The sequence below is a fragment of the Meishania litoralis genome (assembly GCF_042611095.1).
Classification (GTDB): Bacteria; Bacteroidota; Bacteroidia; order Flavobacteriales; family Flavobacteriaceae; genus Meishania; species Meishania litoralis.
Map to the genome: position 1 here is coordinate 385,292 of NZ_JBHFPV010000001.1, position 22,654 is coordinate 407,945.

General features: G+C 43.1%; 21 protein-coding genes. 10 read left to right on the plus strand and 11 right to left on the minus strand.

What is annotated here, in order from left to right:
* Positions 1-69: 69 nt before the first annotated feature.
* Positions 70-954: a 3-keto-disaccharide hydrolase gene (locus tag ACEZ3G_RS01740; RefSeq protein ID WP_432423756.1), complete on the plus strand. Its 885-nt coding sequence runs from the start codon at positions 70-72 to the stop codon at positions 952-954.
* 5 nt (positions 955-959) lie between these two features.
* Here ACEZ3G_RS01740 and ACEZ3G_RS01745 read toward each other — a convergent pair whose 3' ends face one another.
* From ACEZ3G_RS01745 to ACEZ3G_RS01770, 6 genes are all read right to left on the minus strand, one after another.
* Positions 960-2,162: a cytochrome-c peroxidase gene (locus ACEZ3G_RS01745; protein ID WP_432423757.1), complete on the minus strand. Its 1,203-nt coding sequence runs from the start codon at positions 2,160-2,162 to the stop codon at positions 960-962.
* Between the two features lie 11 nt (positions 2,163-2,173).
* The gene (locus tag ACEZ3G_RS01750) at positions 2,174-2,761 is read right to left on the minus strand and encodes a DinB family protein (protein ID WP_432423758.1); all 588 of its coding nucleotides are present in this window, start codon (positions 2,759-2,761) and stop codon (positions 2,174-2,176) included.
* Between the two features lie 178 nt (positions 2,762-2,939).
* The gene (locus tag ACEZ3G_RS01755; RefSeq protein WP_432423759.1) at positions 2,940-3,716 is read right to left on the minus strand and encodes an aldose 1-epimerase; all 777 of its coding nucleotides are present in this window, start codon (positions 3,714-3,716) and stop codon (positions 2,940-2,942) included.
* A gap of 5 nt (positions 3,717-3,721) precedes the next feature.
* The gene (locus ACEZ3G_RS01760) at positions 3,722-5,131 is read right to left on the minus strand and encodes a CotH kinase family protein (RefSeq protein WP_432423760.1); all 1,410 of its coding nucleotides are present in this window, start codon (positions 5,129-5,131) and stop codon (positions 3,722-3,724) included.
* Positions 5,132-5,159: 28 nt separating this feature from the next.
* On the minus strand, positions 5,160-6,140 hold the full coding sequence (locus tag ACEZ3G_RS01765; protein ID WP_432423761.1) for a PLP-dependent cysteine synthase family protein: 981 nt from the start codon (positions 6,138-6,140) through the stop codon (positions 5,160-5,162).
* 27 nt (positions 6,141-6,167) lie between these two features.
* Positions 6,168-7,409, minus strand: a complete 1,242-nt coding sequence (locus tag ACEZ3G_RS01770) for an ABC transporter permease (protein WP_432423762.1) — start codon at positions 7,407-7,409, stop codon at positions 6,168-6,170.
* A gap of 3 nt (positions 7,410-7,412) precedes the next feature.
* Here ACEZ3G_RS01770 and ACEZ3G_RS01775 point away from each other — a divergent pair, with 3 nt between their 5' ends.
* Positions 7,413-8,651 carry an exo-beta-N-acetylmuramidase NamZ family protein gene (locus tag ACEZ3G_RS01775; RefSeq protein WP_432423763.1) on the plus strand — a complete coding sequence of 413 codons (1,239 nt, stop codon included), beginning with the start codon at positions 7,413-7,415 and terminating at the stop codon, positions 8,649-8,651.
* On the opposite strand, the gene ACEZ3G_RS01780 is transcribed toward ACEZ3G_RS01775, so the two are convergent.
* Positions 8,648-9,490 carry a sterol desaturase family protein gene (locus tag ACEZ3G_RS01780; RefSeq protein WP_432423764.1) on the minus strand — a complete coding sequence of 281 codons (843 nt, stop codon included), beginning with the start codon at positions 9,488-9,490 and terminating at the stop codon, positions 8,648-8,650. The genes ACEZ3G_RS01775 and ACEZ3G_RS01780 overlap by 4 nt on opposite strands.
* Positions 9,491-9,576: 86 nt before the next feature.
* Entirely contained in the window at positions 9,577-10,068 is a 492-nt protein-coding gene (locus tag ACEZ3G_RS01785; protein WP_432423765.1) for a YkgJ family cysteine cluster protein, read from the minus strand.
* An 81-nt stretch (positions 10,069-10,149) separates the two neighbouring features.
* On the opposite strand from ACEZ3G_RS01785, the gene ACEZ3G_RS01790 reads away from it, so the two are divergent.
* Complete coding sequence (locus tag ACEZ3G_RS01790) at positions 10,150-10,854, plus strand: class I SAM-dependent methyltransferase (protein WP_432425133.1); 705 nt, start codon at positions 10,150-10,152, stop codon at positions 10,852-10,854.
* 47 nt (positions 10,855-10,901) lie between these two features.
* Complete coding sequence (locus ACEZ3G_RS01795; RefSeq protein ID WP_432423766.1) at positions 10,902-11,798, plus strand: hypothetical protein; 897 nt, start codon at positions 10,902-10,904, stop codon at positions 11,796-11,798.
* A gap of 21 nt (positions 11,799-11,819) precedes the next feature.
* On the opposite strand, the gene ACEZ3G_RS01800 is transcribed toward ACEZ3G_RS01795, so the two are convergent.
* Positions 11,820-12,452, minus strand: a complete 633-nt coding sequence (locus tag ACEZ3G_RS01800; RefSeq protein WP_432425134.1) for a 7-carboxy-7-deazaguanine synthase QueE — start codon at positions 12,450-12,452, stop codon at positions 11,820-11,822.
* A 151-nt stretch (positions 12,453-12,603) separates the two neighbouring features.
* Here ACEZ3G_RS01800 and ACEZ3G_RS01805 point away from each other — a divergent pair, with 151 nt between their 5' ends.
* The 4 genes from ACEZ3G_RS01805 (at position 12,604) to ACEZ3G_RS01820 (ending at position 16,752) form a co-directional block, all read left to right on the plus strand.
* Entirely contained in the window at positions 12,604-14,109 is a 1,506-nt protein-coding gene (locus ACEZ3G_RS01805) for a helicase HerA-like domain-containing protein (protein WP_432423767.1), read from the plus strand.
* Between the two features lie 5 nt (positions 14,110-14,114).
* On the plus strand, positions 14,115-14,663 hold the full coding sequence (locus ACEZ3G_RS01810) for a hypothetical protein (protein ID WP_432423768.1): 549 nt from the start codon (positions 14,115-14,117) through the stop codon (positions 14,661-14,663).
* Positions 14,664-14,726: 63 nt separating this feature from the next.
* A complete protein-coding gene (locus ACEZ3G_RS01815; RefSeq protein ID WP_432423769.1) occupies positions 14,727-15,704 on the plus strand; it encodes a YitT family protein in 978 nt (325 codons plus the stop codon).
* 88 nt (positions 15,705-15,792) lie between these two features.
* Positions 15,793-16,752: a YybH family protein gene (locus ACEZ3G_RS01820; RefSeq protein WP_432423770.1), complete on the plus strand. Its 960-nt coding sequence runs from the start codon at positions 15,793-15,795 to the stop codon at positions 16,750-16,752.
* A gap of 24 nt (positions 16,753-16,776) precedes the next feature.
* Here ACEZ3G_RS01820 and ACEZ3G_RS01825 read toward each other — a convergent pair whose 3' ends face one another.
* On the minus strand, positions 16,777-17,205 hold the full coding sequence (locus ACEZ3G_RS01825; RefSeq protein WP_432423771.1) for a winged helix-turn-helix transcriptional regulator: 429 nt from the start codon (positions 17,203-17,205) through the stop codon (positions 16,777-16,779).
* A gap of 90 nt (positions 17,206-17,295) precedes the next feature.
* Here ACEZ3G_RS01825 and ACEZ3G_RS01830 point away from each other — a divergent pair, with 90 nt between their 5' ends.
* Together ACEZ3G_RS01830 and ACEZ3G_RS01835 are read left to right on the plus strand one after the other, a co-directional pair.
* A complete protein-coding gene (locus tag ACEZ3G_RS01830) occupies positions 17,296-18,135 on the plus strand; it encodes an alpha/beta fold hydrolase (protein ID WP_432423772.1) in 840 nt (279 codons plus the stop codon).
* 31 nt (positions 18,136-18,166) lie between these two features.
* Positions 18,167-18,592 (plus strand): VOC family protein, encoded by a 426-nt coding sequence (locus ACEZ3G_RS01835; protein WP_432423773.1) that lies wholly within the window; start codon positions 18,167-18,169, stop codon positions 18,590-18,592.
* Between the two features lie 92 nt (positions 18,593-18,684).
* Here ACEZ3G_RS01835 and ACEZ3G_RS01840 read toward each other — a convergent pair whose 3' ends face one another.
* On the minus strand, positions 18,685-22,515 hold the full coding sequence (locus tag ACEZ3G_RS01840; RefSeq protein WP_432423774.1) for an Ig-like domain-containing protein: 3,831 nt from the start codon (positions 22,513-22,515) through the stop codon (positions 18,685-18,687).
* Positions 22,516-22,654: the final 139 nt, after the last annotated feature.

The window sequence follows — 22,654 nt, forward strand, 5'->3', positions numbered from 1 at the left end:
CTCTTGATCCTGTTCCGCATTGCTACTCTTTCGAAACATATTGTATCTTCAGCGCATAAACACGCGAATATGAAAGTGATACATGCGCTTTTGAAACTAAGCCTCTTTGCATCCATTATTTTAATGACCATTCAGTGCAAAACCAGCAAAAAGCCCATAAATACCATGGATGAAGAATGGATTACCATCTTCAACGGAAAGGATATCAATGACTGGACCACCAAAATCCACCACTATGAAGTGGGCAATAATTATGGCGAGACCTTTCGTGTCGAAGATGGACTGATCAAAGTGCGCTATGACCAATATGAGGGTGATTTCAATGATCGCTTCGGACATTTATACTTTAATACCCCTTACTCATATTATCATGTTTCCCTTGAATACCGGTTTGTGGGCGAATTACACCCCGGCGCACCAAGTTATACCTTGCTAAATAGTGGTATAATGTTCCATTCACAGGATCCTAGAAGCATGCTGAAGGAACAAGATTGGCCCATTTCTGTGGAAATGCAATTTTTGGCAGGTATCAACGAACGAGAAGAACGCCCCACCGGCAATATGTGCTCCCCGGGCACCGATGTCGTTTATGAGGGAAAAATAGATCCAAGGCATTGTATCAATTCAACTTCAGAGACCCTTTACGGCGATCAATGGGTAAAAGCCGAAGCCATTATTTTAGGTGATTCGCTCATCACCCATGTCATCAATGGCAAACCTGTACTGCAATACACCAGACCACAGATCGGTGGCGGGGTTGCCAACGGTTATGACCCAGCGATCAAAGTCGACGGAAAACGGTTGAAAGAGGGTTTTGTCGCATTACAAAGCGAGGGGCAGCCCATTGATTTTCGCAACATCAAAATCAAAAACCTAAAAGGTTGTACGGATCCAAAGGCGAAAAACTACAAGACTTACTACATTAAATCAGACCCTTCGGCCTGTTCATATTAAAGAAATCAATGAATATTTCCTCCAACAGGAAGACCGCTGGGAACGAAACCGGGAATCTCTTGGTCAAAATTTTCATCGTTCAACGTATTTAAGAAAGAAATGATCAAAGACATATCCTTGACCGTAAGTTTGAGTTCACGTACCAAAGGGTCGAAATTTGCCGGGGGTATGTTGATATTACGACTTTTTCCGTTTGAGATATCCTCATAAAATTCCAATACCCTTTTGAGATTCTGAAAGCTCCCATTGTGCATGTAAGGTGCAGTAAAACGAAGGTTTCGCAAGGTAGGGGTCCGAAAAGCAAAGGTATCCATAACCCCTCCATCGACATAACCCAATTTACTGTTTTCGGGCACGCCCAGTACATGCATTTTGTAATCTGAAAACATAGGCCCGTTATGACAATTTACACATCCGACCTTTTTAAAAAGCTCAAAACCTTCCTTTTCAGACAATAAGATTGCGTCATCATCTCCACGCATATATTTATCAAAACGCGAGTTGTTCGTAACCAGTGTACGCTCAAAGGCAGCAATGGCCTTGGCCATATTATCAATGGTTATTGGCCCACTACCAAAGGCCTCTTTAAATAATTTTCGATACTCCGGAATTTCTTCCAGTCGATTTACCACCTCTTCCAAAATATCATCCTCATTAAATCCATGTCCGCGCATTTCCTCGAAGGCCTTAATGGGTTCAAGGGCTTGTTTTTCGAGACTTTTTGCTCGGCCATCCCAGAACATCGTGGCATCTTCAGGGTTATATCTATACGACGCATCGATACCATTAAAGGCAGAATTGACAACTGTCTGTGCATTTCTCTTGACAAACGGAATGTCATTCGGAACTTTGAAACCGCGTTTACTGCCGAGGCCTTGCGAATTGGGCCCTATGGATAGATCGAGAAATTCGGCGTACCCGGTGCTTGGATGATGACAGCTGGCACAGGCGACATCTTTATTACCGGAAAGTACCGGGTCAAAAAAAAGTAATTTTCCCAATGTCTCTTTCTCGAATGTCGCAGGATTGTTTTCTGGAGATTTGACCGTTCTGGGCAAGGCAGTTATGCGGGTATCTACCGTTACTCTTTTTGAAGAGTTCTTTTTTTGCGATGTCTCCGCCTTGCAACAAACCAAGAAAATCAATCCAAAAAGCAAAAAATGGGTTCCGCTAAAACGACGTCTAAAGTTTAACATAAATACTTCCATTGACAAGGCATTTAATCATTTAGCCTACCCAAGAAAACATTGACTTTGGGGTCCATGGGGTTGCCTGCCGAACGGCGCAAAACGGCCAATTGGCCAGCGTGCCAGACGGCATCTTCAATCGGACCGTTGATTTGGTTCCAAAAAGGAAATTCGGCCGAACCCTCTTTACTCTTAAAAACAATGGAATGCTCCGATAAATCGGTTGCTTGCTTAAAAACAGTACTGGCGGTTTTCAGGTTTTGCAAGGTCAATTTTCGAAGATCCTGAACGGGCGGAACTTCAATGCTGACGGTGCGGTCGTTCGGTATTTTTTTCGCGCTGTTCGCTATCATATTCGATAAAGCATATATGTGTTCCATCGTTTCCCTAATACTTCGCCCTTCATTACTTGGCCGGTAATCAAAATCGTTCTCGGTGATTCCCTCCGTCGCCCAATAATAGCGAAATCCGAGTCCATCTATCATACGTGAAACAACGGTGCCCGCGGTATAGTCTTTGGGCACTTCGGGAATCGTGGCATAAGGTAATACATCCATAACCTCCTGAGCATTTAGAGTTAGACCAATGGTTAGTAACAATGGTAAAAGTATCTTTTTCATGTGTTTATTTTTATCGCTTTCATTTGGTCACATGTAACCTTTGACGACTAAAATGTTCATTACCCCCGTGTCTAAAGATTATTTTAGCCATATCGGTTTCATACTATGCGTTTTAATAAAAGGTATTCAACGCCCCATAAAAATACAACAATACGTATTGGCCGGTTTCGAAACGGATTTATTCCGGGGAAATCGTCACCTTGAACGACGCCGAACTACTTTCCAAAGTTTGGAAACCCTGGTGCAAATTCCGCTGTTCGACGGCATAGGGATAAAAAGTGATGGGTTCGATGCATACCATATTGGGGACTTCCGTCCATAACATGAAACTTTTGAACCCTTCGGTTTTGATACGCAACCGTTTTGCATCGCTCAATACAATTTCATTGCAATCAGGTACGTGCAATGCCCGACTGCCTACAGCTAAAACTTCCGCTAACGAAATGCTCCTACCATTGGCTTTTACGTTGGGATTTTTAACCGACAATCGAAAAGCAGGGTGGTACCCCAACATAAAGGGCATTCCATTTTCGGCATTAATTTTAAAACTCACGGAAAGTCCACTTTCCAAAATCCGTATCCGTTTTTCAAACTCGAAGTCGTAGGGCCAAAAAAGTTCTTTTTCATCTGATTTCTCAGGGTATTTTGAATTCACTACTCTGCTACCAGCTTTATACTTTTTAAGATATGTCGCTTGGGTTTCCGATTGCGATATCAATTCATAGGGCATCTCACGAAGCAATCCGTGTTGATCCTGAACGGCTGTCCCTTTTGGTGTTTGTACTTGGAAACCGGCTTCGGCCGTCGGCCCTATGATCGGAAACATTTCGGTATCGGTATTACGCCAACCTGGACTTCCCTTTTGATGCATAAATTCATGGCCATCGACAGAATAACCTATCAACTCGCCATTATCTACTCTTGCCCACCGATCTTTAATTTTTAATGAAATCATTTTCCCTAAAGCGCCTCGATAGTTCCGTCAAGCCAAGTCAATCGATCATTTATCCAGCCTTTCAAATAATCAACTTCTTCGTCATGGCTGCTTCCAACAAAATTGTTGGGCCAAATATAAGTGCCCAGAATTCTCCATGTATTAAAATTGTTGCCTATCGCACCGGCTTTGGTCAACATGGCGATATCGGCATCGATTTTGGCGTGTATCGAAGTTTGCGAAAAAGGTCCAGATCTCAAAGTGTTCCAGCGTTCTTTCAGTTGATTTACGAACGCAGGGTCTTGCAAAAGTCTATCCCACCAAAACGGTATCTGCCAAAAATCTCCAGGGCATCGTTCATTGAACTTATATGCCCATACATTCGTCTCCCCACCGCTGCAATAATCGGCATTTCCAAAGGCAAGGTTAAAATCCCAAATAGGCCCCATTTGTAATTTTCCATTTTTATCCTTTTGCAGAAAGGTACTCAAACGGTAGCCGTCAACATTGTTCGCAAGTTCGTTGAGCAAGAAGAAATCGATAAAACTATCAGCATCTATGAATGCCGCATACCCTACCAAAGGGTCTGCAAAATCATCAGAAGCGAGGGCATCTTCAAATTGTTGCATATAGCCTGATATATAGGCCTTTTGTTCTACGGTAATATCTTCTTCTTTGGGGTGTTCGTACAAAAAACGTACCGACTGGCCCGCATTGGAATTGTTCGGTGTATATGACGAAGGGAATGAATTGAAGTCGGTATAGTCAGTTCCGAAACTAGGGCCGTCGGCTTTATCGATTTTTAGAATATAGCCCCCGGTAAGGTCTTCGCCCGATATTTCGTCTTCATTTAATTTGTTGACATCGATCCGCTCCGAATCCCGCTTCAACTTCTCCATGAAAACATAAACGCCTTGATAGAAATCATTAATGGTCACTTCTACAAATTGACTTCGACTTGCATAACGCCCTATCTCGTTCGAAAGGTCATAGATGAGTTTGTTTCTGATCAAAGATTTATCGCTGTAAGGTGCATAAAAAATCCAATCTGATTCTTCTGGAAGCCCCAATAACGATAAGTCCAGATCTTCGTCATCGGCATCCCTTGTCTCGAACCCGAACGATTTCTTCGGGAACATTTGAGACGACTTACCCCTGATCTCTATTCCTATTTTACCCTCGAAATCAACTCCGTTCGGGGTATTAATGGTCATTTGCGCATTTATTTTGGGCTCGTCAACGATAAGGGCGCCATTTGTATTGATCGAAACCTGTGGCAAACGATCTTCGGGATTTACTTGTACAACATTATCTTCTTCTTGTTCGGCCGGCGGCACTATGCCATCGTCATTGATACATGACGAATTCGAACTGACCAAAACCACCAACAAGGCGACCAAGCAATAACGTGCTCCGATATAATGGATAAGTTTCATAACAAACATTTTCTACAAGATATGGAATTCACGGCAGAAAACCCTTTTCGCGCATCCATTGATCGTTGAACATCTTGCCGACATAGCGGCTGCCGTGATCGTGAAATAGTACGACCACCACATCGTCTTTGGTAAAATGTTGCTGCAACTGCAACACCCCTTTAATGGCTGCTCCTGCAGAATTACCCAAGAACATGGCCTCTTCCTTGGCCAATCTCTGGGTATAAATAGCCGCATCTTTGTCGGTTACCTTGGTAAAACCGTCGATGATATCAAAATTTACATTTTCTGGAAGGATGTCCTCTCCGATGCCCTCGGTGACATAGGGATAGATTTCGTTCTTGTCGAAAATACCGGTTTCATGATATTTTTTAAACACAGAACCATAGGTATCGACGCCCCATACCTTGATATCAGGATTTTGTTCCTTTAAATAAGAACCAACCCCGGAAATGGTACCTCCCGTACCCACACCGACCACAAAATGCGTGACCTTACCATCGGTCTGTTTCCAAATTTCGGGTCCCGTACTTAAATAATGTGCTTTGGTATTCGATTTGTTGTCATATTGGTTGACGTACCATGCATTGGGTATTTCATCGGCCAAACGCCGTGCGGTGGAATAATAACTCCTCGGATCGTCAGGTTCAACGTCGGTGGGGCAAACATAGACCTTACTGCCCATTGCCTTGAGCACATCTATTTTCTCCTTAGATTGTTTGTCGCTGATGACACAGATCAATTTATAACCTTTTATCGTGGCGGCCAGGGCAAGGCCCATTCCCGTATTGCCCGAAGTACCCTCGATAATGGTACCACCCGGCTTTAACAACCCTTTTTCTTCGGCATCTTCAATCATTTGCAGGGCCATACGGTCTTTCACCGAATTACCTGGATTAAAAGTTTCATATTTTGCCAGCACCAGACACGGTAATTCAGCAGTCAACCTGTTCAGTTTGACCAAGGGTGTGTTACCAATGGTCTCGAGTATGTTCTTCGCGTATTTCATATACTTTTCAAAACTAGTAGTTTAAGGTCATTCGAATTTCATGGCTTTTACCGGCGTGATCTTCGTAACGATATAGGATGGAACCAATAACATCAGTAAGCAAAGTATCAAAACCCCGATATTCAAAAGAACTACGGTGGGCATGGTAATATGTACCGGAATATAATCGATGTAATATTCCTCGGGGTTCGGAAACTTGAAAATCTTGAACTTGTTCTGTAACCAGATAAAGCCGAGACCTATCACATTGCCCCATAAAAGGCCGATAGCGATCAAATACGCGGCATTGTACAAGAAAACCTTACGAATACTCCAATTTGGGGTTCCCAAGGCCTTTAATATGCCTATCATTTGGGTACGTTCCAAGATAAGTACCAAAAGTGCGGTGATCATATTGATGCCCCCTACAATGATCATGATACCTATGATTATCGCCACGTTGAAATCAAAAAGACCGATCCACTCGAAAATCTTATAATATTTTTGCCTTATGGTCTGCGTATCCAAAGTCGCGACTATTTTTCCGCGAATCTCATTCTCTTTTTGTTGCATAGCATCAAAATCGGTCAAAAAGACCTCGAATTTACCAATTTGATCATCATCCCATTTGTTCATGCGCTGAATATGGCGGACATCGATGAAAATATAAAGCGCATCGATTTCCTCGAAACCACTATCATAAATACCCACTATCTCGAACCTTCGCTGATTGGGCATCTGCGACGCATCTCCATCTTTCAGGAAAAAAGTATTGAAGAAATCTCCTATCTTTAAGTTCAGGCGATTGGCCGTTAACCCTGAAATAAGTACCTCATTGTTAAGTTCGCCCGAGTATTCCGGAAGCCGCCCTTCAACAATGTATTCTTCAAATACCTTCCAATTATAATCGGGTCCAATTCCTTTTGCGATTATTCCCTCGAATGTCTCCTCGGTTCGTATAATCCCAGCTTTTGTCGCTACGGCCTGTATATGCTCGATGCCTTCGACCGAAGTAAAATTGGGGTAAAAGTCCTGTTTCGAAGAAACCGGGGCTACCGACACATCTGAAAAATTATTATCGTAATTGGTAATCTGAATATGGCCGTTAAAAGCCGAAACCTTTTCGCGGATCTTCAATTTTAGGCCCTCGCTAGAAGCTATGGCGACCAACATCATGATCAACCCTAAGGCAATGGCGGCAATCGCTATTTTTATTATTGGGGCGGAAATACTAATTTTATGTTCCTTACCCTTAATAAGCCGCTTGGCTATAAAATATTCTAAATTCAAATTATGGCGATTTTATCCGGAATCAAAAATACAGTTTTATTGTGGGTTTTATTGGTCGCGGCCTGTGGAAACCAACCGAAGAAGCCTGAGATCGAAATAGCGGGCAAGGAACCCGAAATGCAACAGCATGCCAATAAGCCTATTGTGGTTGCGGCAAACCGAACCGATCAATATATACCATTATTGAACGGCAAAAAAATCGGGGTAGTGGCCAACCAGACTACGGTCGTCTTCAAGAGCGGCGACAGTTACACCCATTTGGTCGACTCGTTGCTTTCGTTGCAAATGGATGTCAAAAAAGTCTTTGCCCCTGAACATGGTTTTAGGGGGCAGGCCGATGCGGGCGAAAAAGTTACCGACGGAACGGACCCAAAAACAGGATTGCCGCTGATTTCATTATATGGCAAAAATAGAAAGCCGTCCGCCGAACAATTGGCGGATATAGACGTCGTTCTTTTCGATATTCAAGACGTCGGCGTACGGTTCTATACCTATATCGCCACATTACAATTGGTCATGGAAGCCTGTGCCGCGCACGGTGTTCCGATAATCGTTTTGGATCGGCCGAATCCGAACGCGCATTATGTTGACGGCCCGACTATGGAAATCGAACATTCGGGATTTCTGGGCATGACGCCGATACCCCTCGTCTATGGCATGACCATAGGTGAATATGCCCAAATGATCAATGGTGAAGGCTGGTTGCGGAGTGAGACCAAGGCAGACTTGACCGTCATACCTCTTGAAAACTGGACGCATGAAAGCGAGTACCATCTACCGATCCGACCGTCGCCGAACCTACCCAACGATACCGCCATATACCTATACCCAAGTCTAGGCCTCTTTGAAGGCACCAATATCAATGCCGGACGGGGAACCGAATTTCAATTTCAAAGATACGGCGCGCCCTTTCTAGATGCTACGCAATATAATTTTACGTACACCCCCCAACCCAATTTCGGGGCCAAAAACCCAAAGCAAAAAGGTGAACTTTGCTATGGAAAAGACCTATCGCAAATACCCAGAATGACCGAAGTCTCCTTGATGTGGCTCATCGATGCCTATCAAAATGCCGATGACAAGAAAAAGGTTTTCAACACCAGTGGATTCACGAGACACGCCGGTACCGAAAAATTACAACAACTGATCGAGGCCGGTAAAACGGAGGCTGAAATCAAGGCGACCTGGGCAGATGACCTGAACCGGTTCAAAACCATTAGACAAAAATATCTGAGGTATTAAACATCTTTTTGAAATCCACCGGTAGGCTTCCTATATTTATGAAAAGGCTGTTTCAATAGTTCGAGTAGATTACCGTTCTTTACCTCATCAGGAAAAGTATCGACTCCATAGACAATAACCTTCGTGTCCAACTTCATGAAGGTGCCCAACATCCTGTCCCAAATGGAAAAAATATTACCATAGTTCGAGTCGGTATAGGGCAACATATAATGATGGTGCACTTTATGCATATCGGGCGAAACGATGATCCAACTTAAGATATCATCCACCTTTTTGGGCAGTTTTATATTGGCATGCCCGAACTGAGTGGCAACCAATGACAGTGACTGGTACAACATGACAACGCCCATCGGTGCCCCGACAATAAAAACCCCGAAGAGGGTAAAGGCATACCTGATAAAGCTTTCAAAAGGATGGTGCCTGTTGGCCGTCGTGGTATCGACCTTATGATCGGTGTGGTGGACCAAATGGATCATCCAAAGGGGCTTTATATTATGTTCGACAAAATGGGGAAGATAGGCCCCAAAAAAATCAAGCAGCATAACCCCAAGAACGACATAGGCCCATAAGGGCATGTCAGAAAACCAATTGATGATCCCAAAATCTTCGGCCATTACCCAATCGCTTGTTTTCAGCAACAGAAAAGCCAATACAAAATTGATCAATACCGTGGTGAACGTAAAGAAAAGATTCGGCCAGGCATGTTTCCATTTTTTGTAGTCGAATTTATAAAGCGGTACGAGGCCTTCCAAAATCCAAAAAAAAGTGAGTCCGCCGACAAGTATCAAACTTCGGTGGGCCGATGGAATGTTTTCAAAATAGTGCAAGATGCTTTCCATGTCTTAAAAATAAGAAATTGATTGTTCAATAGAATTGAACACCTAGAGGTTTTTATTCTTTGGAGACCGTATTGCCGCACCACCCGTTAACCTATTCTTTTCTTCATTTGTTCAACGATATTGAAAGCCGGTGGACAGATAGATACATTTTTAATCGTCAAATCACCGATCTGATGAAACTTTTTTCGATCCGTGTGCGGAAATTCGCGACAGGCCTTCGGCCTTACATCATAGATGGAACAAAAATTGTCGTTTCCCAAAAAAGTACACGGCACTTCTTGCAAAACGTAGTCATTGTCCTCATCGATTCTCAGGTAAGTATCTATGAACTGTTGCTGTTTTAAGCGAAGGTGCTTCGAAATGCGGTCGATATCGGCATTGGTGAAAAGTGGCCCCGTAGTTTTACAGCAATTGGCACATTGCAAACAATCGATATCTTGAAATTCGGCATCATGGAGTTCCTGCATTAGATAATCCAAGTCTTTCGGGACTTTCTTTTTGAGCCTGTTAAAAAACTTCCGGTTCTCGGCATATTTTTCCTTGGCCCGAGTCGGTAATTGTTTTAAAATTTCATCCATTTGAAATCATTAATGTATCAAAACTAGGCAACAAATTGATAAAAGAGGCATTTTTGTACTTTGAAACGCAATGTACCCGATATGGATATTATGGGAATGGCCCTATTGGATTACCAGAATGGAAAATATACCGAAGATATCATAACGTACTCTTCGCTCGATGAGCAAGATATAATTCCGTTACCTCACTTTTTTAGGAGATTTCATGAAATGCCGGCCATAGAACAAAAAGCATTGAAATTATGTCGGGGAACCATTTTGGATATTGGTTGTGGTGCAGGAAGCCATAGCCTTTACCTACAAGAAGAAAATTTTGAAGTCACTGCTTTGGACAATTCCAAAGGTGCCATTGAAACGTGTAGGCAGCGCGGAATACGAAATGTACATTTAGAAAATTTTTATGATTTTAAAGGGGAGCGTTTCGACACGGTACTTTTATTGATGAACGGGCTTGGCCTTGCCGAAAAGCTCGATCGCTTAGATCGTTTCCTATCCCATATAAAAACCTTGATAAATCAAAACGGGCAAGTAATCGTCGATTCGAGCGACATAATTTATATGTTCGATGAAGATGAAGATGGTGGAAGATGGTTACCCGATACCAAAGGTTATTATGGCGAGGTAGAATTTGTCATGGAATATAAAGGCGAAAAAAGCGATCCGTTTTGGTGGTTATATTGTGATTTTAATACCTTAGAGCGCGCCGCGACCGCCAACGCCCTGAACTGTGAATTGATAATACAGGGCGAACATTATGATTATTTGGCGCGATTGACGCCTAAATAATACTAGTAGGCATGCTTTTTGCGTTATCTTTTTAAAATTGCCTCCAAATGAAAAACTATGTTATAGCATCGCTGATCATGTGCTTTGGGCTATTGGCCGGCTGTTCAAAAAATAGTACCGATACCGAAAAAGAGATTCCTGTTGATAAGTCTGCCAATTTGTTGGGCACGGGTGATTCGGCAGCAGATATACTTTCAAACGATCGTTTCGACAAACTGCTCATCGAAGTCGGCCATGTAGCTGGTTTCAAACCTACCCCATCGACGATGGATGCTTTTGTCAATTTCATTAAGAGATATACGTTCAAGCAAAATATAGAAATCGTTTATAATGAATTGGAATCGCCCGGCGAAGAGACCCTTACCCTACAAGAGATTGCCGACCTTGAAAGCGACAATAGAACCGTTTACAATTCGGGCAATACTTTGGCCATGTACATTTATTTTGCCGATGCCCCCTCTGACGATGATGACGAGAATGAAGAACTTGTGACCTTGGGTGCCGTCTATCGAAATACTTCTATGGTGATTCATGAAGTCACCGTTAGAGAGCTTGCCGGTCAAAGCCCTATTATTTCAAATGCCGATGTCGAGATCGCCACGCTGAACCATGAATTCGGTCACTTGTTCGGTCTTGTAAATTTAGGTTCGCCATCGGTTAATGATCACGAAGGCACTACTCTAGATAACAATGGCAATGAAATTGGCAATAATCATTGTACCGTTGAAGGATGCCTCATGCGAGCTGAACTGCAACTCGGCACTTCGGGCAAAACAGCCCCTTCCGCTAAGAACATAGATCCTGTCGGACCCCATTCTTCATGCTCGCTCTCAGGTAGCAGTGTACTTCAAATGTTGCAAAACAAGGCATCAAAGGGAGCTGTGGCGGCGCCGGGTCTCGACAACGAGTGTATTTTAGATTTGCAGGCTAATGGCGGAAGATAGGTTTTCGCCATTTTTCAAAAACTACGGAATATTGAGGTATTTATGGGTCTGCAACGAAACTTTCCATTTCGGGTTTTGCATCACGTAATCAACGATCAAAGGGATGACCTTTTCGCGCATGCTCCATTCGGGCTGTAGGTACAAAATGCAGTCCTCGCCGACTTTTGCGGCCTCTTCTTCGGCGAAAATCAAATCATGTCTGTTGTAAACGATGATTTTAAGCTCGTGCGCTTTTTTATATATTTCAGTTTTGGGCAGTTTGTTCTTTTTCGGGGAAAGACAGATCCAGTCCCATTTGCCGGTGAGTGGATAAGCACCGGAAGTTTCGATATGGGTATGTAATTGCTTCGCCTTGAGCGCATCGGTCAAGGGATCCATATTCCACATCAAGGGCTCTCCACCCGTAACAACAATGGTATTCGAGTATTTTGAGGCGTTTTCGACAATTTGCACTATTTCTGTAGGAGGGTGTGTCTCCGCGTTCCAACTTTCCTTCACATCGCACCAGTGACACCCTACGTCGCATCCGCCCACACGAATAAAGTAGGCGGCCGTACCTTTATGGAACCCTTCTCCCTGGATCGTGTAGAATTCTTCCATCAAGGGCAACATTTCCCCTTTATCCACCAAAATCAGTACCTCATCTTTGACCATTGGGCAAAGATAGGTGCTGAAGGGCACAAAATTCAAAATGGCAACATCAATTTCACCATATGGGGGCACCTCGTGGCATTTATACGAAACAAACCGTGGTCTGGAACGATATACTCGTAAAAATCCCTATTTTTAATCCAAATTTGTTTCAATGAGTGCCCAAGAAGAGTTTTTTGCCCATATCGAAAAGGGGTATACCACCAAAGGAGATTTTATCACATTAGGCGCTGCCATGCTTAACCAAGAGGCCGTCACCAATGCTTTTGTAAAGATTCCATTGAAGACCTTGAACCGTCATGGCCTTATTGCAGGGGCCACAGGAACAGGAAAAACGAAGTCTTTACAGGTACTTGCGGAAAATTTGTCGGAAAAGGGAATACCTGTATTATTGATGGATTTAAAAGGAGACTTGAGCGGAATAGCCGAACCAAGTCCGGGACACCCAAAAATCGATGAGCGGCACGCGAAGATCGGGCTTCCGTTCGAACCCAAAAGTTTTCCTGTCGAAATTCTTTCCCTGTCTGAACAGGATGGCGTAAAACTTCGGGCCACGGTATCAGAATTCGGGCCGGTACTGTTATCGCGAATTCTTGATCTGACCGAAACCCAAGAGGGCATTGTGGCCGTGGTTTTCAAATATTGCGACGATAATAAGCTACCCCTGTTGGATCTGAAGGATTTTAAAAAAGTGCTGCAATATGCAACGGGTACTGGCAAAAAAGAATTCCAAAAGGATTATGGCCGAATTTCAACCAGCTCGACCGGAACCATTCTTCGTAAAATCATAGAGCTAGAACAGCAGGGAGCCGATCTATTCTTTGGCGAAAAGTCTTTTGAGGTTGACGACTTGACACAAATCGACGAAAATGGCAGGGGATATATAAACATACTACGCCTGACCGATATTCAAGATAGGCCCAAACTATTTTCAACATTCATGCTTAGTTTATTGGCTGAAATCTACGCCACTTTTCCGGAGCAAGGAGACAGCGACAAACCAGAATTGATTCTTTTTATAGATGAGGCTCACCTTATTTTCAACGAGGCCTCAAAAGCCTTGTTGGACCAGATCGAGAGCATCGTCAAATTGATTCGTTCAAAAGGTATCGGCCTATATTTTGTAACGCAGAACCCTACCGATGTGCCGAATGCCGTTCTCGCCCAATTGGGGTTGAAAGTGCAGCATGCCCTACGGGCCTTTACCGCACGTGACCGCAAGGCCATTAAATTGACCGCCGAGAATTATCCGTTATCGGATTATTATGATACCAAAGAGATACTGACTTCGTTGGGAATCGGTGAGGCTCTTGTGTCGGCCTTGGACGAAAAAGGAAGGCCCACACCTTTGGCAGCCACACTGATGCGCGCACCGATGAGCCGAATGGATGTTTTGACCGAAAGTGAGTTGAAATCGGTCATCAAAAATTCGAAACTGGTCAAAAAGTACGGTGAGGTCATCGATCGCGAAAGTGCATACGAAATTTTAAACGAAAAGATAGAAAAGGCAGAAAAACAGGCCGAAAGAGAAAGTAACCGAACAACCACAAGAAGCACCTCGAGTCGAAGAAGCACGAGACAAAATCCTGTTATAAAAGTATTGACCAGTGCCACTTTCATAAGGGGGGTACTTGGCGTACTAAAAAAAGTGATTCGTTAGGAAATATGAAGAAAACGTATTTTTTTATAACCATACTTCTATTATTCGCAGGTTGCAAGAAAGAAGTGGATACTACCTTCTTAATAACCAACAATAGTATCGGAAAATTGGACAAAATAAGTCTGGCCCGTGACATCGAGGTAATCTATGCCCAAGATTCGGTCGTCAAAGACACCACCGTGGTCAACCTGTCCAACAACACCAAAAAAATCAAGATTTACGAAAAGGGGGGCAAACACCTCCTGACCTTAACGCCAAGTGCCGATAGTATACCAAGTATTGAAAATGTCAAAATCGAAGACCCGCGGTTTATAACGGAAAAGGGTATAGGTCTGAACAGCACCTTTAAAGAAGTTAAGGAAAACTATGCCATTCGCAAGATAATTACCTCTATGAACAATGTGGTCATCTTATTAAAAGATAGCGATATGTATTTTACCATCGACAAAAAAGAACTACCTTCTAGCCTGCAATATGGTTCGAGCAGTAATATTGAGGCCGTTCAGATTCCCGATAAGGCCAAAATCAAGTACCTTATGATCGGTTGGGAATAAAAGGTCAAACCTTTCTTGATTTTTATCACGGGCCGAACAAAAATCTAGAAAAGTAATCAATATATGAATCCCATACTACAATACTTGCTTGTTCGGCGTGCCAAGGACAAACTAAAGACCCAAAAAGGAGATGGGAAAATTTCCAAAAAACAACTTGTCAAAGAAGTACGTTCGGCCCAAGTTGAATTCACCCATTTCATCAAAGAACTACTTTTCATTACCATTGGGATTTTCGCTGCGGGCTTTGGCCTAAAAGGCTTTTTATTGCCCAACGAATTCATCGATGGCGGTGCCACTGGTGTTTCCCTCTTGATTCGCGTCAAATCGAATATACCATTGGGCGTGCTTTTAATACTGGTGAACATGCCTTTTCTTTTGCTTGGCGTCAAGACCATCGGAAAAAAATTTGCCCTCAAGAGCATTATAGCTATTCTGGTGTTGGCTTTGGTCGTCCATTTCATCAATTATCCTACGATTACCAGTGACAAACTTCTGATCGCTGTTTTTGGAGGCTTTTTTCTTGGTCTGGGCATTGGTATGGCCATGCGCGGAGGAGGGGTCATAGACGGAACGGAAGTGCTTGCCATTTATCTAAGTAGAAAATGGCATTTGACCGTCGGTGATGTATTGCTGATCATCAATATTCTCATCTTCTCGGCCGGTGCCTACTTACTATCGATAGAGATTGCGCTCTATGCCATTCTCACCTATTTAGTGGCCGCAAAGACCGTCGACTATGTGGTCGATGGTGTCGAAGAATATATGGGTATTACCATAGTCTCACAAGAAAGTGAGGAAATCAGGATCATGCTGACCGAGAAATTAGGCAGGGCATGCACCATTTACCAAGGTAAAGGTGGTTATAGGACGATAGATGGAAAACAGCTTTCGAACGAGATCGTATATACCGTGATTACCCGGCTTGAACTTGCCAAACTTAGCACCGAAATCGACAAAATAGATAAAAAAGCCTTCATCGTCATGAACGTGGTCAAGGACATCAAGGGCGGAATGATCAAGAAAAAACCCTTAAAGGACTAATCTATCAAAGACGCGCCCTTGTTAATTTGTTCCTAATACTGGCGACGATTTGCGAACCTTTCTTTACTTTAAGGCAAACTATCCGGCCATGAAACCAGTATTCGCCCTAATAGCATTTCTCTGTGCGACCTCCAGTTTTTGTCAATATAAATATGAACCCTCTGCGGAATATCCCTTCGGATTGCCCAATCCGGATGCGCCCCAAGAATTATTTGATTTTGCTCCCCTGATCGGTGAGTGCGACTGCAAGTCGATGACAAGAAAAGCAGATCAAACCTGGGCCGACCCTATAGATATGATATGGAGATTCAAATACATCATGAACGGAATGGCCGTGCAAGACGAAACATTAAAGGCTGACGGAAAACATTCGGGAAGTATTCGACAATTCATTGCGGATAGCACGAAATGGTATGTACATTATTATAATTCGGGAGCGCCTTCCACTGTTCTGCCCGTTTGGGAAGGTAGTAAAAAAAGTAATGGGAATATTGTTCTTTACAGGGAGCAAAAAGCCCCGAACGGTAGCGAAGGTTTCTTTCGATTGACCTTTTCGAATCTTGATGGCAACGGATTCAATTGGGAAGGTGCCTGGGTCTCACGAGATGAATCAATAGTCCATTCTACATGGAAAATCGATTGCACAAAAAGAGGTTCCCATATCAACGAGGGCGAAAAAGAGAAAATATTGACTGCCGCCAAAAACTTTTCCAAAGCATATATGCACGGAGACCTCGATGCTATAGTAAATACGTACACCACGGATGGAAAGATTTTCCCGAACAACTCATCCATAATCGAAGGTCAAGAGGCCCTGCGCAAGTATTGGGAACAACCTAAGGGCGTAACCACGGTGTACCATGAACTCAGACCGACGGAAATCAATATTTTAGGAAACTATGCCTATGATTATGGTTACTATCAGGGCAAGACCAAACAAGCGGATGGTGCCACCAACACATGGAAGGGTAAATATGTTGTCGTTTGGAAGAAAGTCATGGGCGCGTGGAAAATGTATCTCGATATCTGGAACCGGGTAAAAGAATGAAATCAAAATGATTGATTTCTTATGCTATTTCCGCTGCGAATTTGCACGATTCGACAGCACACATTCCTTATATTTTTGCGCCCATTCGGTCAGTTCTATCAATCTTTGAAGGTACGAGTGGCCAAAGTCGGTCAGTTCGTACTCAACACGTATAGGTACCTCGGGGTACATCGTTCTTTTGAGATAGCCATCGCCCTCGAGTTGTTTCAGCCGTTCGCTCAGTACCTTATTGGAAATACCATAAACCTTCTTTTTAAGTTCATTAAATCGTAAAACAGGGTAATATCCAAGATACATGATGATCAAAGTACTCCATTTATCGGAAACCGTCGCCATGACATCGCGAATAGGGCAAATCAAATCGGCATCGCGTAGATCAAGATGCCCGAACATTTTTTTTAATTTTTTTGCCGATATAACTTTCTGATTTACAGTAATAGTTTCCAAATCCATACCATGTTATCTTTTTGTAACGTGATTCGAGACACGATTAATTTAATATTTTTGGTATTTATTAAAAACTAAGTTACAAAAAGAAACTTAATGAAAAAGCTCATCGAGAAATATATCCCATTGGTATATGGGCATTATTACAACTTGCTATCGTTGGTCGTACCCCAGAAAACGGCTGAAAAGGCCTTTCATCTTTTTTGTACGGTTCGAAAGGGCAAAGTTCTTCCCCATCAAAAAGATTATTTGAACAATTGCAAACACGAGTTGCTGGACGTTGAAGGATACCAAATCCAAACCTATAACTGGCCTGGAAACAAGGGCACTGTTCTTTTGATCCATGGTTGGGAAAGTAATTCTTTTCGATGGCGTAATCTTATTGCCGAGCTAGAAAAAGATAACTTCAACATTCTTGCATTCGATGCCCCCGGCCATGGGTATTCTTCGGGCAAACATCTTCACGTTCCGCTTTATTCCGAAATATTGCAAAACCTTATAGAAAGGTATAGGCCCGGCTATCTTGTAGCCCATTCGGTCGGTGGAATGACCGTACTGTACAACGAGCATATAAACAAAAGCAAAGATGTATCCAAAATTGTTACGGTAGCTTCACCTTCGGAGTTCTTTGAAATCATGGAGCATTTTCAAAATATTCTAAGGTTCAACGACAGAACAATGCGCGCCTTGGATCAATATGTTTTCAATAGGTTCGGTTTTTATATCCGTGAATTTTCAACTTCTGAATTCGTCAAAGGAAATACTAAAAAAGGACTTCTTCTTCACGATAAACTGGATAAAGTTACCCCCTATCATGCCTCGGTAAAAGTACAGGCCAACTGGAAGAAAAGTAAGCTAATATCTACGGAAGGACTTGGACACTCATTGCACCAAGATGAAATCAATTATCAGATTATAGATTTTTTGAAGTCTTAATAATGAATTAATTTTATGACAAATCTTTGATATGGACAACTTGACTCCTTTTCACATTGCAATACCTGTTCATAATTTGGCCGAATGCCGTACTTTTTATCGCGAGGTGTTGAATTGTGAAGAAGGTAGAAGCAGCGAACATTGGGTAGATTTCAATCTTTTTGGCCATCAGTTGGTCATTCATTATAAACCAAAGGCCGAAAGTGAGGTTCTGCACCATAACCCCGTAGATGGGCATAATGTACCGGTACCGCACTATGGGGTGGTCTTGCCTTGGGATACTTTTCAGGTTTTTGCAAAAGAACTTGAAGCAAAAAGAATCGATTTCATCATCAAGCCCTATGTGCGTTTTGAAGGACAGGTCGGCGAACAGGCAACCATGTTCTTTTTAGACCCTGCAGGAAACGCCTTGGAATTCAAGGCCTTTAAAGATATTGGACAATTGTTCGCAAAATAGCGAAAAACGTTCTAAAATGAATTTTGTAAAAATCCGTCCGTCTTATACCGCTTCATAAATAATCTTTTTTTTGCGAAAACCTCGACCATGGATTATCTGTTTACAATAAAGGCCTTGGCATCTCGGTGTCCATCCGACTCAAAAGTGATATAATAAACCCCATTGGAAAGGGTGCTAACATCGATTTCCTCAAAAGCACCATGTTCCATGTCAAAAACCTTGCCCGCCAATTTTTGTCTAAGGCTATTGAACAACGTGACACTTACTTCGGTCGATTCGTATGTCCGTAAATCAACATTCAATTGACCTTCGGTCGGGTTAGGGTAAATGATAGGCTCAAAATCAGCTTCTTCCAATTCTTGAACGGTTATTTCAGAAATGTCGGTAAAACTGCCTTCAGTAGTCGTTACCGTTATCGAAACCGAACCTTCGGAAAGCGCAGTTACGTTTCCTTCTGCATCTACCGTGGCAATGTTTTCATCACTCGTCGACCATACCACGGAGCCGTTGTCGGCATTAGCCGGCGATATCGTTGCATTCAAACTTAAGGTCTCACCAACATATAAAACTGCAGTGGCCAAAGAAACACTCACTCCAGTAACGTGCACAACGTTATTATTCACATTAACAACTGTTGTCGCACTAAAACCACCATCATTGGTCGTAACCATAATTGAAGCGGTACCTTCAGAAACGGCGGTCACCAAACCATTGCCATCGACCGTAGCGATACTTGCATCACTGGTAGACCATACCACGGAGCTATCCGTGGCATTTGACGGGGCGATTATTGCCGTAAACCCTATGGTCTCATCTTCTGCCAATGTTACCTCATCAGAAGCCAAACTGACCCCACTTACTTGTACAATGCCATCAGAAACCGTAATTTCCCGAGTTGCGGTAAATCCTCCATCATCGGTCGTGACCGTGATTGTCACCGTACCTTCCGCTATTGCGGTTACGCGTCCGTTTGCGTCGATTGCGGCAATATTGGGATCGCTTGTACTCCATGATACCCCCGTATTACTGGCATTGGTCGGGTCTATCAAAGCGGTCAAGTCAACATTTTCCCCAACATTCAAAACAAGTTCACCCGATGAAAGGGATACACCGGCAACCGCAATAGTACTTAAACTCGTAAACCTCCATCTCATGAAATCAGAGCCGTCGTTCAAATAAGTCTTTATACTCGCGCCGCTCGAGGTCGAATTATTCTCAACCCCTAGATATAGGCCATTGCTCTTGCTTTTGATCGCATATTCGTCGTTTCCTAAATATTCAACGGCCCATAATTGATTGACATTACCATGGTACGGGTACTGCAAGACATTAGTTCCCGAACTTTGTCCATCTTGTTCTACATCCAAATAATAGCTACTATGTTCCGCCTCGATCGTAAAAAAGCCACTTTCCGCTGACTCGAACATAAATTGCTGGCTAGTTGCCCCACTCAAGTCAGACTGTATAATATCGGCCAAAGATTCGGTTGAGGAATCGAAAACATCCATCACCAAACCACTTCCTACGTTTGTCAATCGATAACTTCCCTGTTGTATACTTGTGGTACCAGTATTTGGGTTCAACTGATCGATCCACTCCTCTATCAGCGCAACCGCTTTTTCATCCACTAAATTCTTGGCCAGCGGCGGCATCATTATTGTGGTATTCACCGAATTCGTCCTATGGTATAGTATTGACTTCGAGGCATCTCCGGGCACGAGTATTTTTTCACCTTGAACACCTATTGGTGTGTTTGTGCCAGCGGTCAAAAGACCGGTTTGTTCCAAAGTATTGAACAATCTTAGGTCAAACTGCGCTCTTTCACCTGATCTACCCGGACGATGACAGTAGGCACAGTTAAGGTCTAGATAAGACCGTGCTTTTTCATCCAAGGTCGCCGTTGGATCGTTCATGGCTTTGTGTGTTTGATATTGTGCCGCCTTGGCATCGTCGATACTTTCATTCAATATGCCCAAATGGCTCAGCGTGACCAATTGGTTTGCATCGATACCTGTTTTATCATAAACGATATTTTTGTTGAGATATCTCGTTCTAGGGCCTAAACTACCACCGGTATCATGGCAGGCAAAACATTCGGGGCTATTGGGGTAATGCCATACCTGGGTTCGCGTGCTACCATCTTCTTTGGTAACCGTTATTTGCTCATCCAAACTGTCGTACAATAGAACAGCATCTGTGCCTTGTTCGTTCCATTTATAAACTAAATAGTAATAAGATTCGTCTTCAGCCTTTATGACCAGTCTTGTTTCCAATCTTCTGATTACAGAAGGATTGCCCTCATCAACCGGCAGCTCAAGATGCTTGATCAAAACTGAGCCCACAGGAAATTCCCAATCGCCGTTCTCCGAAAACTCAATTTGCTCTTCAGGGGTATCATGAGTTCCATCGTTCGGTATTGCCATCCATCGTCTTTTCAAGGCCCCATCAGACCAGAATGCCTCTGTCATGTCATAAGGGATAACCCCATCATTTGGTGTCAAAGTCAACAGGTCTTCAAATATTCCAGTTTGTGACAAAAGCAGTGGAACTTCCGAAAAATTCCCAGAGTTCTGGGTAAGTCTGTATAAGTAAACACCATCGCCCTCACTCAATAAATACAATTCACCACTTTGATCCTCTCCAAAAGAGATGATATCGGTCGGTGAAAACTGGGTCAAAAACTCGTATTCACCCGTTGCGGTGTCCACCGCCCAAATCTCTTCGCCCACACCATAATCTGCGCAGATATATTTACCGTAGAAATCGGGCATTTCATTGCCTCTATAGACAAACCCACCAATAATGGCGTTGGCATCGGCACGTGGAAAGGCGACCAAGGGATGCTCATGGGGCATACCATTGTACATGGTTGTACATTGACTTGAACCTCCGGCAATATTCCCCTCAAATATGGGCCAACCATAATTCTTACCTTTTGAAACAACATTTATTTCTTCATGGGTATTCTCACCGATCTCACCGATGTACATTATTCCTGTCTCGCGGTCTTTGGTCATTCTATGCGGATTTCGGTGTCCTAACGTATAGTATTCCTCAAAGTTCTCGCCAGTAGGGCTCAAAAACGGATTATCATTTGGAATAAAATAGCCCACCCCTGAAAGCTCATCGCTAAATCGTGAAGCTTCGGGCATTTTTCGAATAGGTGCATGACTACGCACGGGATCCATATCGACATCGATACGCAATACCCCACCATCCAAATTGCCAGCTATATCTTGAGGTTTACTGTAGGCACATTGATCTGCGGTGGCAATATATAAGAAGCCGTCATCGCCAAAGACCATTCCACCACCCCTATGTGTCGATCCGTACATTCTCATCTTCATCATTGTCAGGTCTGAGCCCGGCACCATTTCATAGGTTACGGGATTTACCTCGATTCTCTTCAAGATTAGAAAACTGCCCCAATAATCTTCAAGGTTGCAGCCAAAGCCACTCAAAAACGCATTGGGATAATGTCTCCCTTGAGCGTCTTTGGTCGTGTACCACATATACATATGGTTCTTACCTGCTTGACCAAACTCCGGATGAATGGCCAGACCCAAAAAGCCACCATCCCAAACAATACCCACCTCATCGGAAAAATCGGCTACCAAATTCTTGCTACTAACGGCATCATCATTTTGGAACCAATACACAATACCATTACGCTGCCCCACCACCAATACATTAGTGTTCGGTATTGGGGAAAAGGTAAGCGGCGAATCAAAACTAAGGTTCGGAAACGCAATTCGATAGGGCTTGTCACTCGTCGGCTGATCCGGAAATATTCCGTTCAAAAATTTACCCATAGGTTCGGGCGAAGTTAAACCAGGACCGGCAAAAAAAGGGATAAAAGACAGAAGACCTATGGCCAAGCCAAATACAAAGAGTCGTTTAATATGTGGGGTAATTATACTCATTTCTTTTATTTAGAAAAATACTTACAGGGTACAACGAACCCTGACTTGAATCGACGAAATTACCACACCTGTTAATGGCCGAAAATGATTTTTGTCATATTGCATCGATTTTCGATATTGTTCGTTCCGTTTTTCGACA

What these genes read in the sequence shown, in the direction of transcription:
- ACEZ3G_RS01740 (WP_432423756.1), top strand. Translation starts at nt 70, where the DNA reads ATGAAAGTGATACATGCGCTTTTGAAACTAAGCCTCTTTGCATCCATT.
- ACEZ3G_RS01760 (WP_432423760.1), bottom strand. Translation starts at nt 5,131, where the DNA reads ATGAAACTTATCCATTATATCGGAGCACGTTATTGCTTGGTCGCCTTG.
- ACEZ3G_RS01750 (WP_432423758.1), bottom strand. Translation starts at nt 2,761, where the DNA reads ATGAAAAAGATACTTTTACCATTGTTACTAACCATTGGTCTAACTCTA.
- ACEZ3G_RS01765 (WP_432423761.1), bottom strand. Translation starts at nt 6,140, where the DNA reads ATGAAATACGCGAAGAACATACTCGAGACCATTGGTAACACACCCTTG.
- ACEZ3G_RS01755 (WP_432423759.1), bottom strand. Translation starts at nt 3,716, where the DNA reads ATGATTTCATTAAAAATTAAAGATCGGTGGGCAAGAGTAGATAATGGC.
- ACEZ3G_RS01810 (WP_432423768.1), top strand. Translation starts at nt 14,115, where the DNA reads ATGAAGAAAACGTATTTTTTTATAACCATACTTCTATTATTCGCAGGT.
- ACEZ3G_RS01800 (WP_432425134.1), bottom strand. Translation starts at nt 12,452, where the DNA reads ATGGTCAAAGATGAGGTACTGATTTTGGTGGATAAAGGGGAAATGTTG.
- ACEZ3G_RS01775 (WP_432423763.1), top strand. Translation starts at nt 7,413, where the DNA reads ATGGCGATTTTATCCGGAATCAAAAATACAGTTTTATTGTGGGTTTTA.
- ACEZ3G_RS01790 (WP_432425133.1), top strand. Translation starts at nt 10,150, where the DNA reads ATGGATATTATGGGAATGGCCCTATTGGATTACCAGAATGGAAAATAT.
- ACEZ3G_RS01830 (WP_432423772.1), top strand. Translation starts at nt 17,296, where the DNA reads ATGAAAAAGCTCATCGAGAAATATATCCCATTGGTATATGGGCATTAT.
- ACEZ3G_RS01785 (WP_432423765.1), bottom strand. Translation starts at nt 10,068, where the DNA reads ATGGATGAAATTTTAAAACAATTACCGACTCGGGCCAAGGAAAAATAT.
- ACEZ3G_RS01780 (WP_432423764.1), bottom strand. Translation starts at nt 9,490, where the DNA reads ATGGAAAGCATCTTGCACTATTTTGAAAACATTCCATCGGCCCACCGA.
- ACEZ3G_RS01805 (WP_432423767.1), top strand. Translation starts at nt 12,604, where the DNA reads ATGAGTGCCCAAGAAGAGTTTTTTGCCCATATCGAAAAGGGGTATACC.
- ACEZ3G_RS01825 (WP_432423771.1), bottom strand. Translation starts at nt 17,205, where the DNA reads ATGGATTTGGAAACTATTACTGTAAATCAGAAAGTTATATCGGCAAAA.
- ACEZ3G_RS01815 (WP_432423769.1), top strand. Translation starts at nt 14,727, where the DNA reads ATGAATCCCATACTACAATACTTGCTTGTTCGGCGTGCCAAGGACAAA.
- ACEZ3G_RS01840 (WP_432423774.1), bottom strand. Translation starts at nt 22,515, where the DNA reads ATGAGTATAATTACCCCACATATTAAACGACTCTTTGTATTTGGCTTG.
- ACEZ3G_RS01820 (WP_432423770.1), top strand. Translation starts at nt 15,793, where the DNA reads ATGAAACCAGTATTCGCCCTAATAGCATTTCTCTGTGCGACCTCCAGT.
- ACEZ3G_RS01795 (WP_432423766.1), top strand. Translation starts at nt 10,902, where the DNA reads ATGAAAAACTATGTTATAGCATCGCTGATCATGTGCTTTGGGCTATTG.
- ACEZ3G_RS01835 (WP_432423773.1), top strand. Translation starts at nt 18,167, where the DNA reads ATGGACAACTTGACTCCTTTTCACATTGCAATACCTGTTCATAATTTG.
- ACEZ3G_RS01745 (WP_432423757.1), bottom strand. Translation starts at nt 2,162, where the DNA reads ATGGAAGTATTTATGTTAAACTTTAGACGTCGTTTTAGCGGAACCCAT.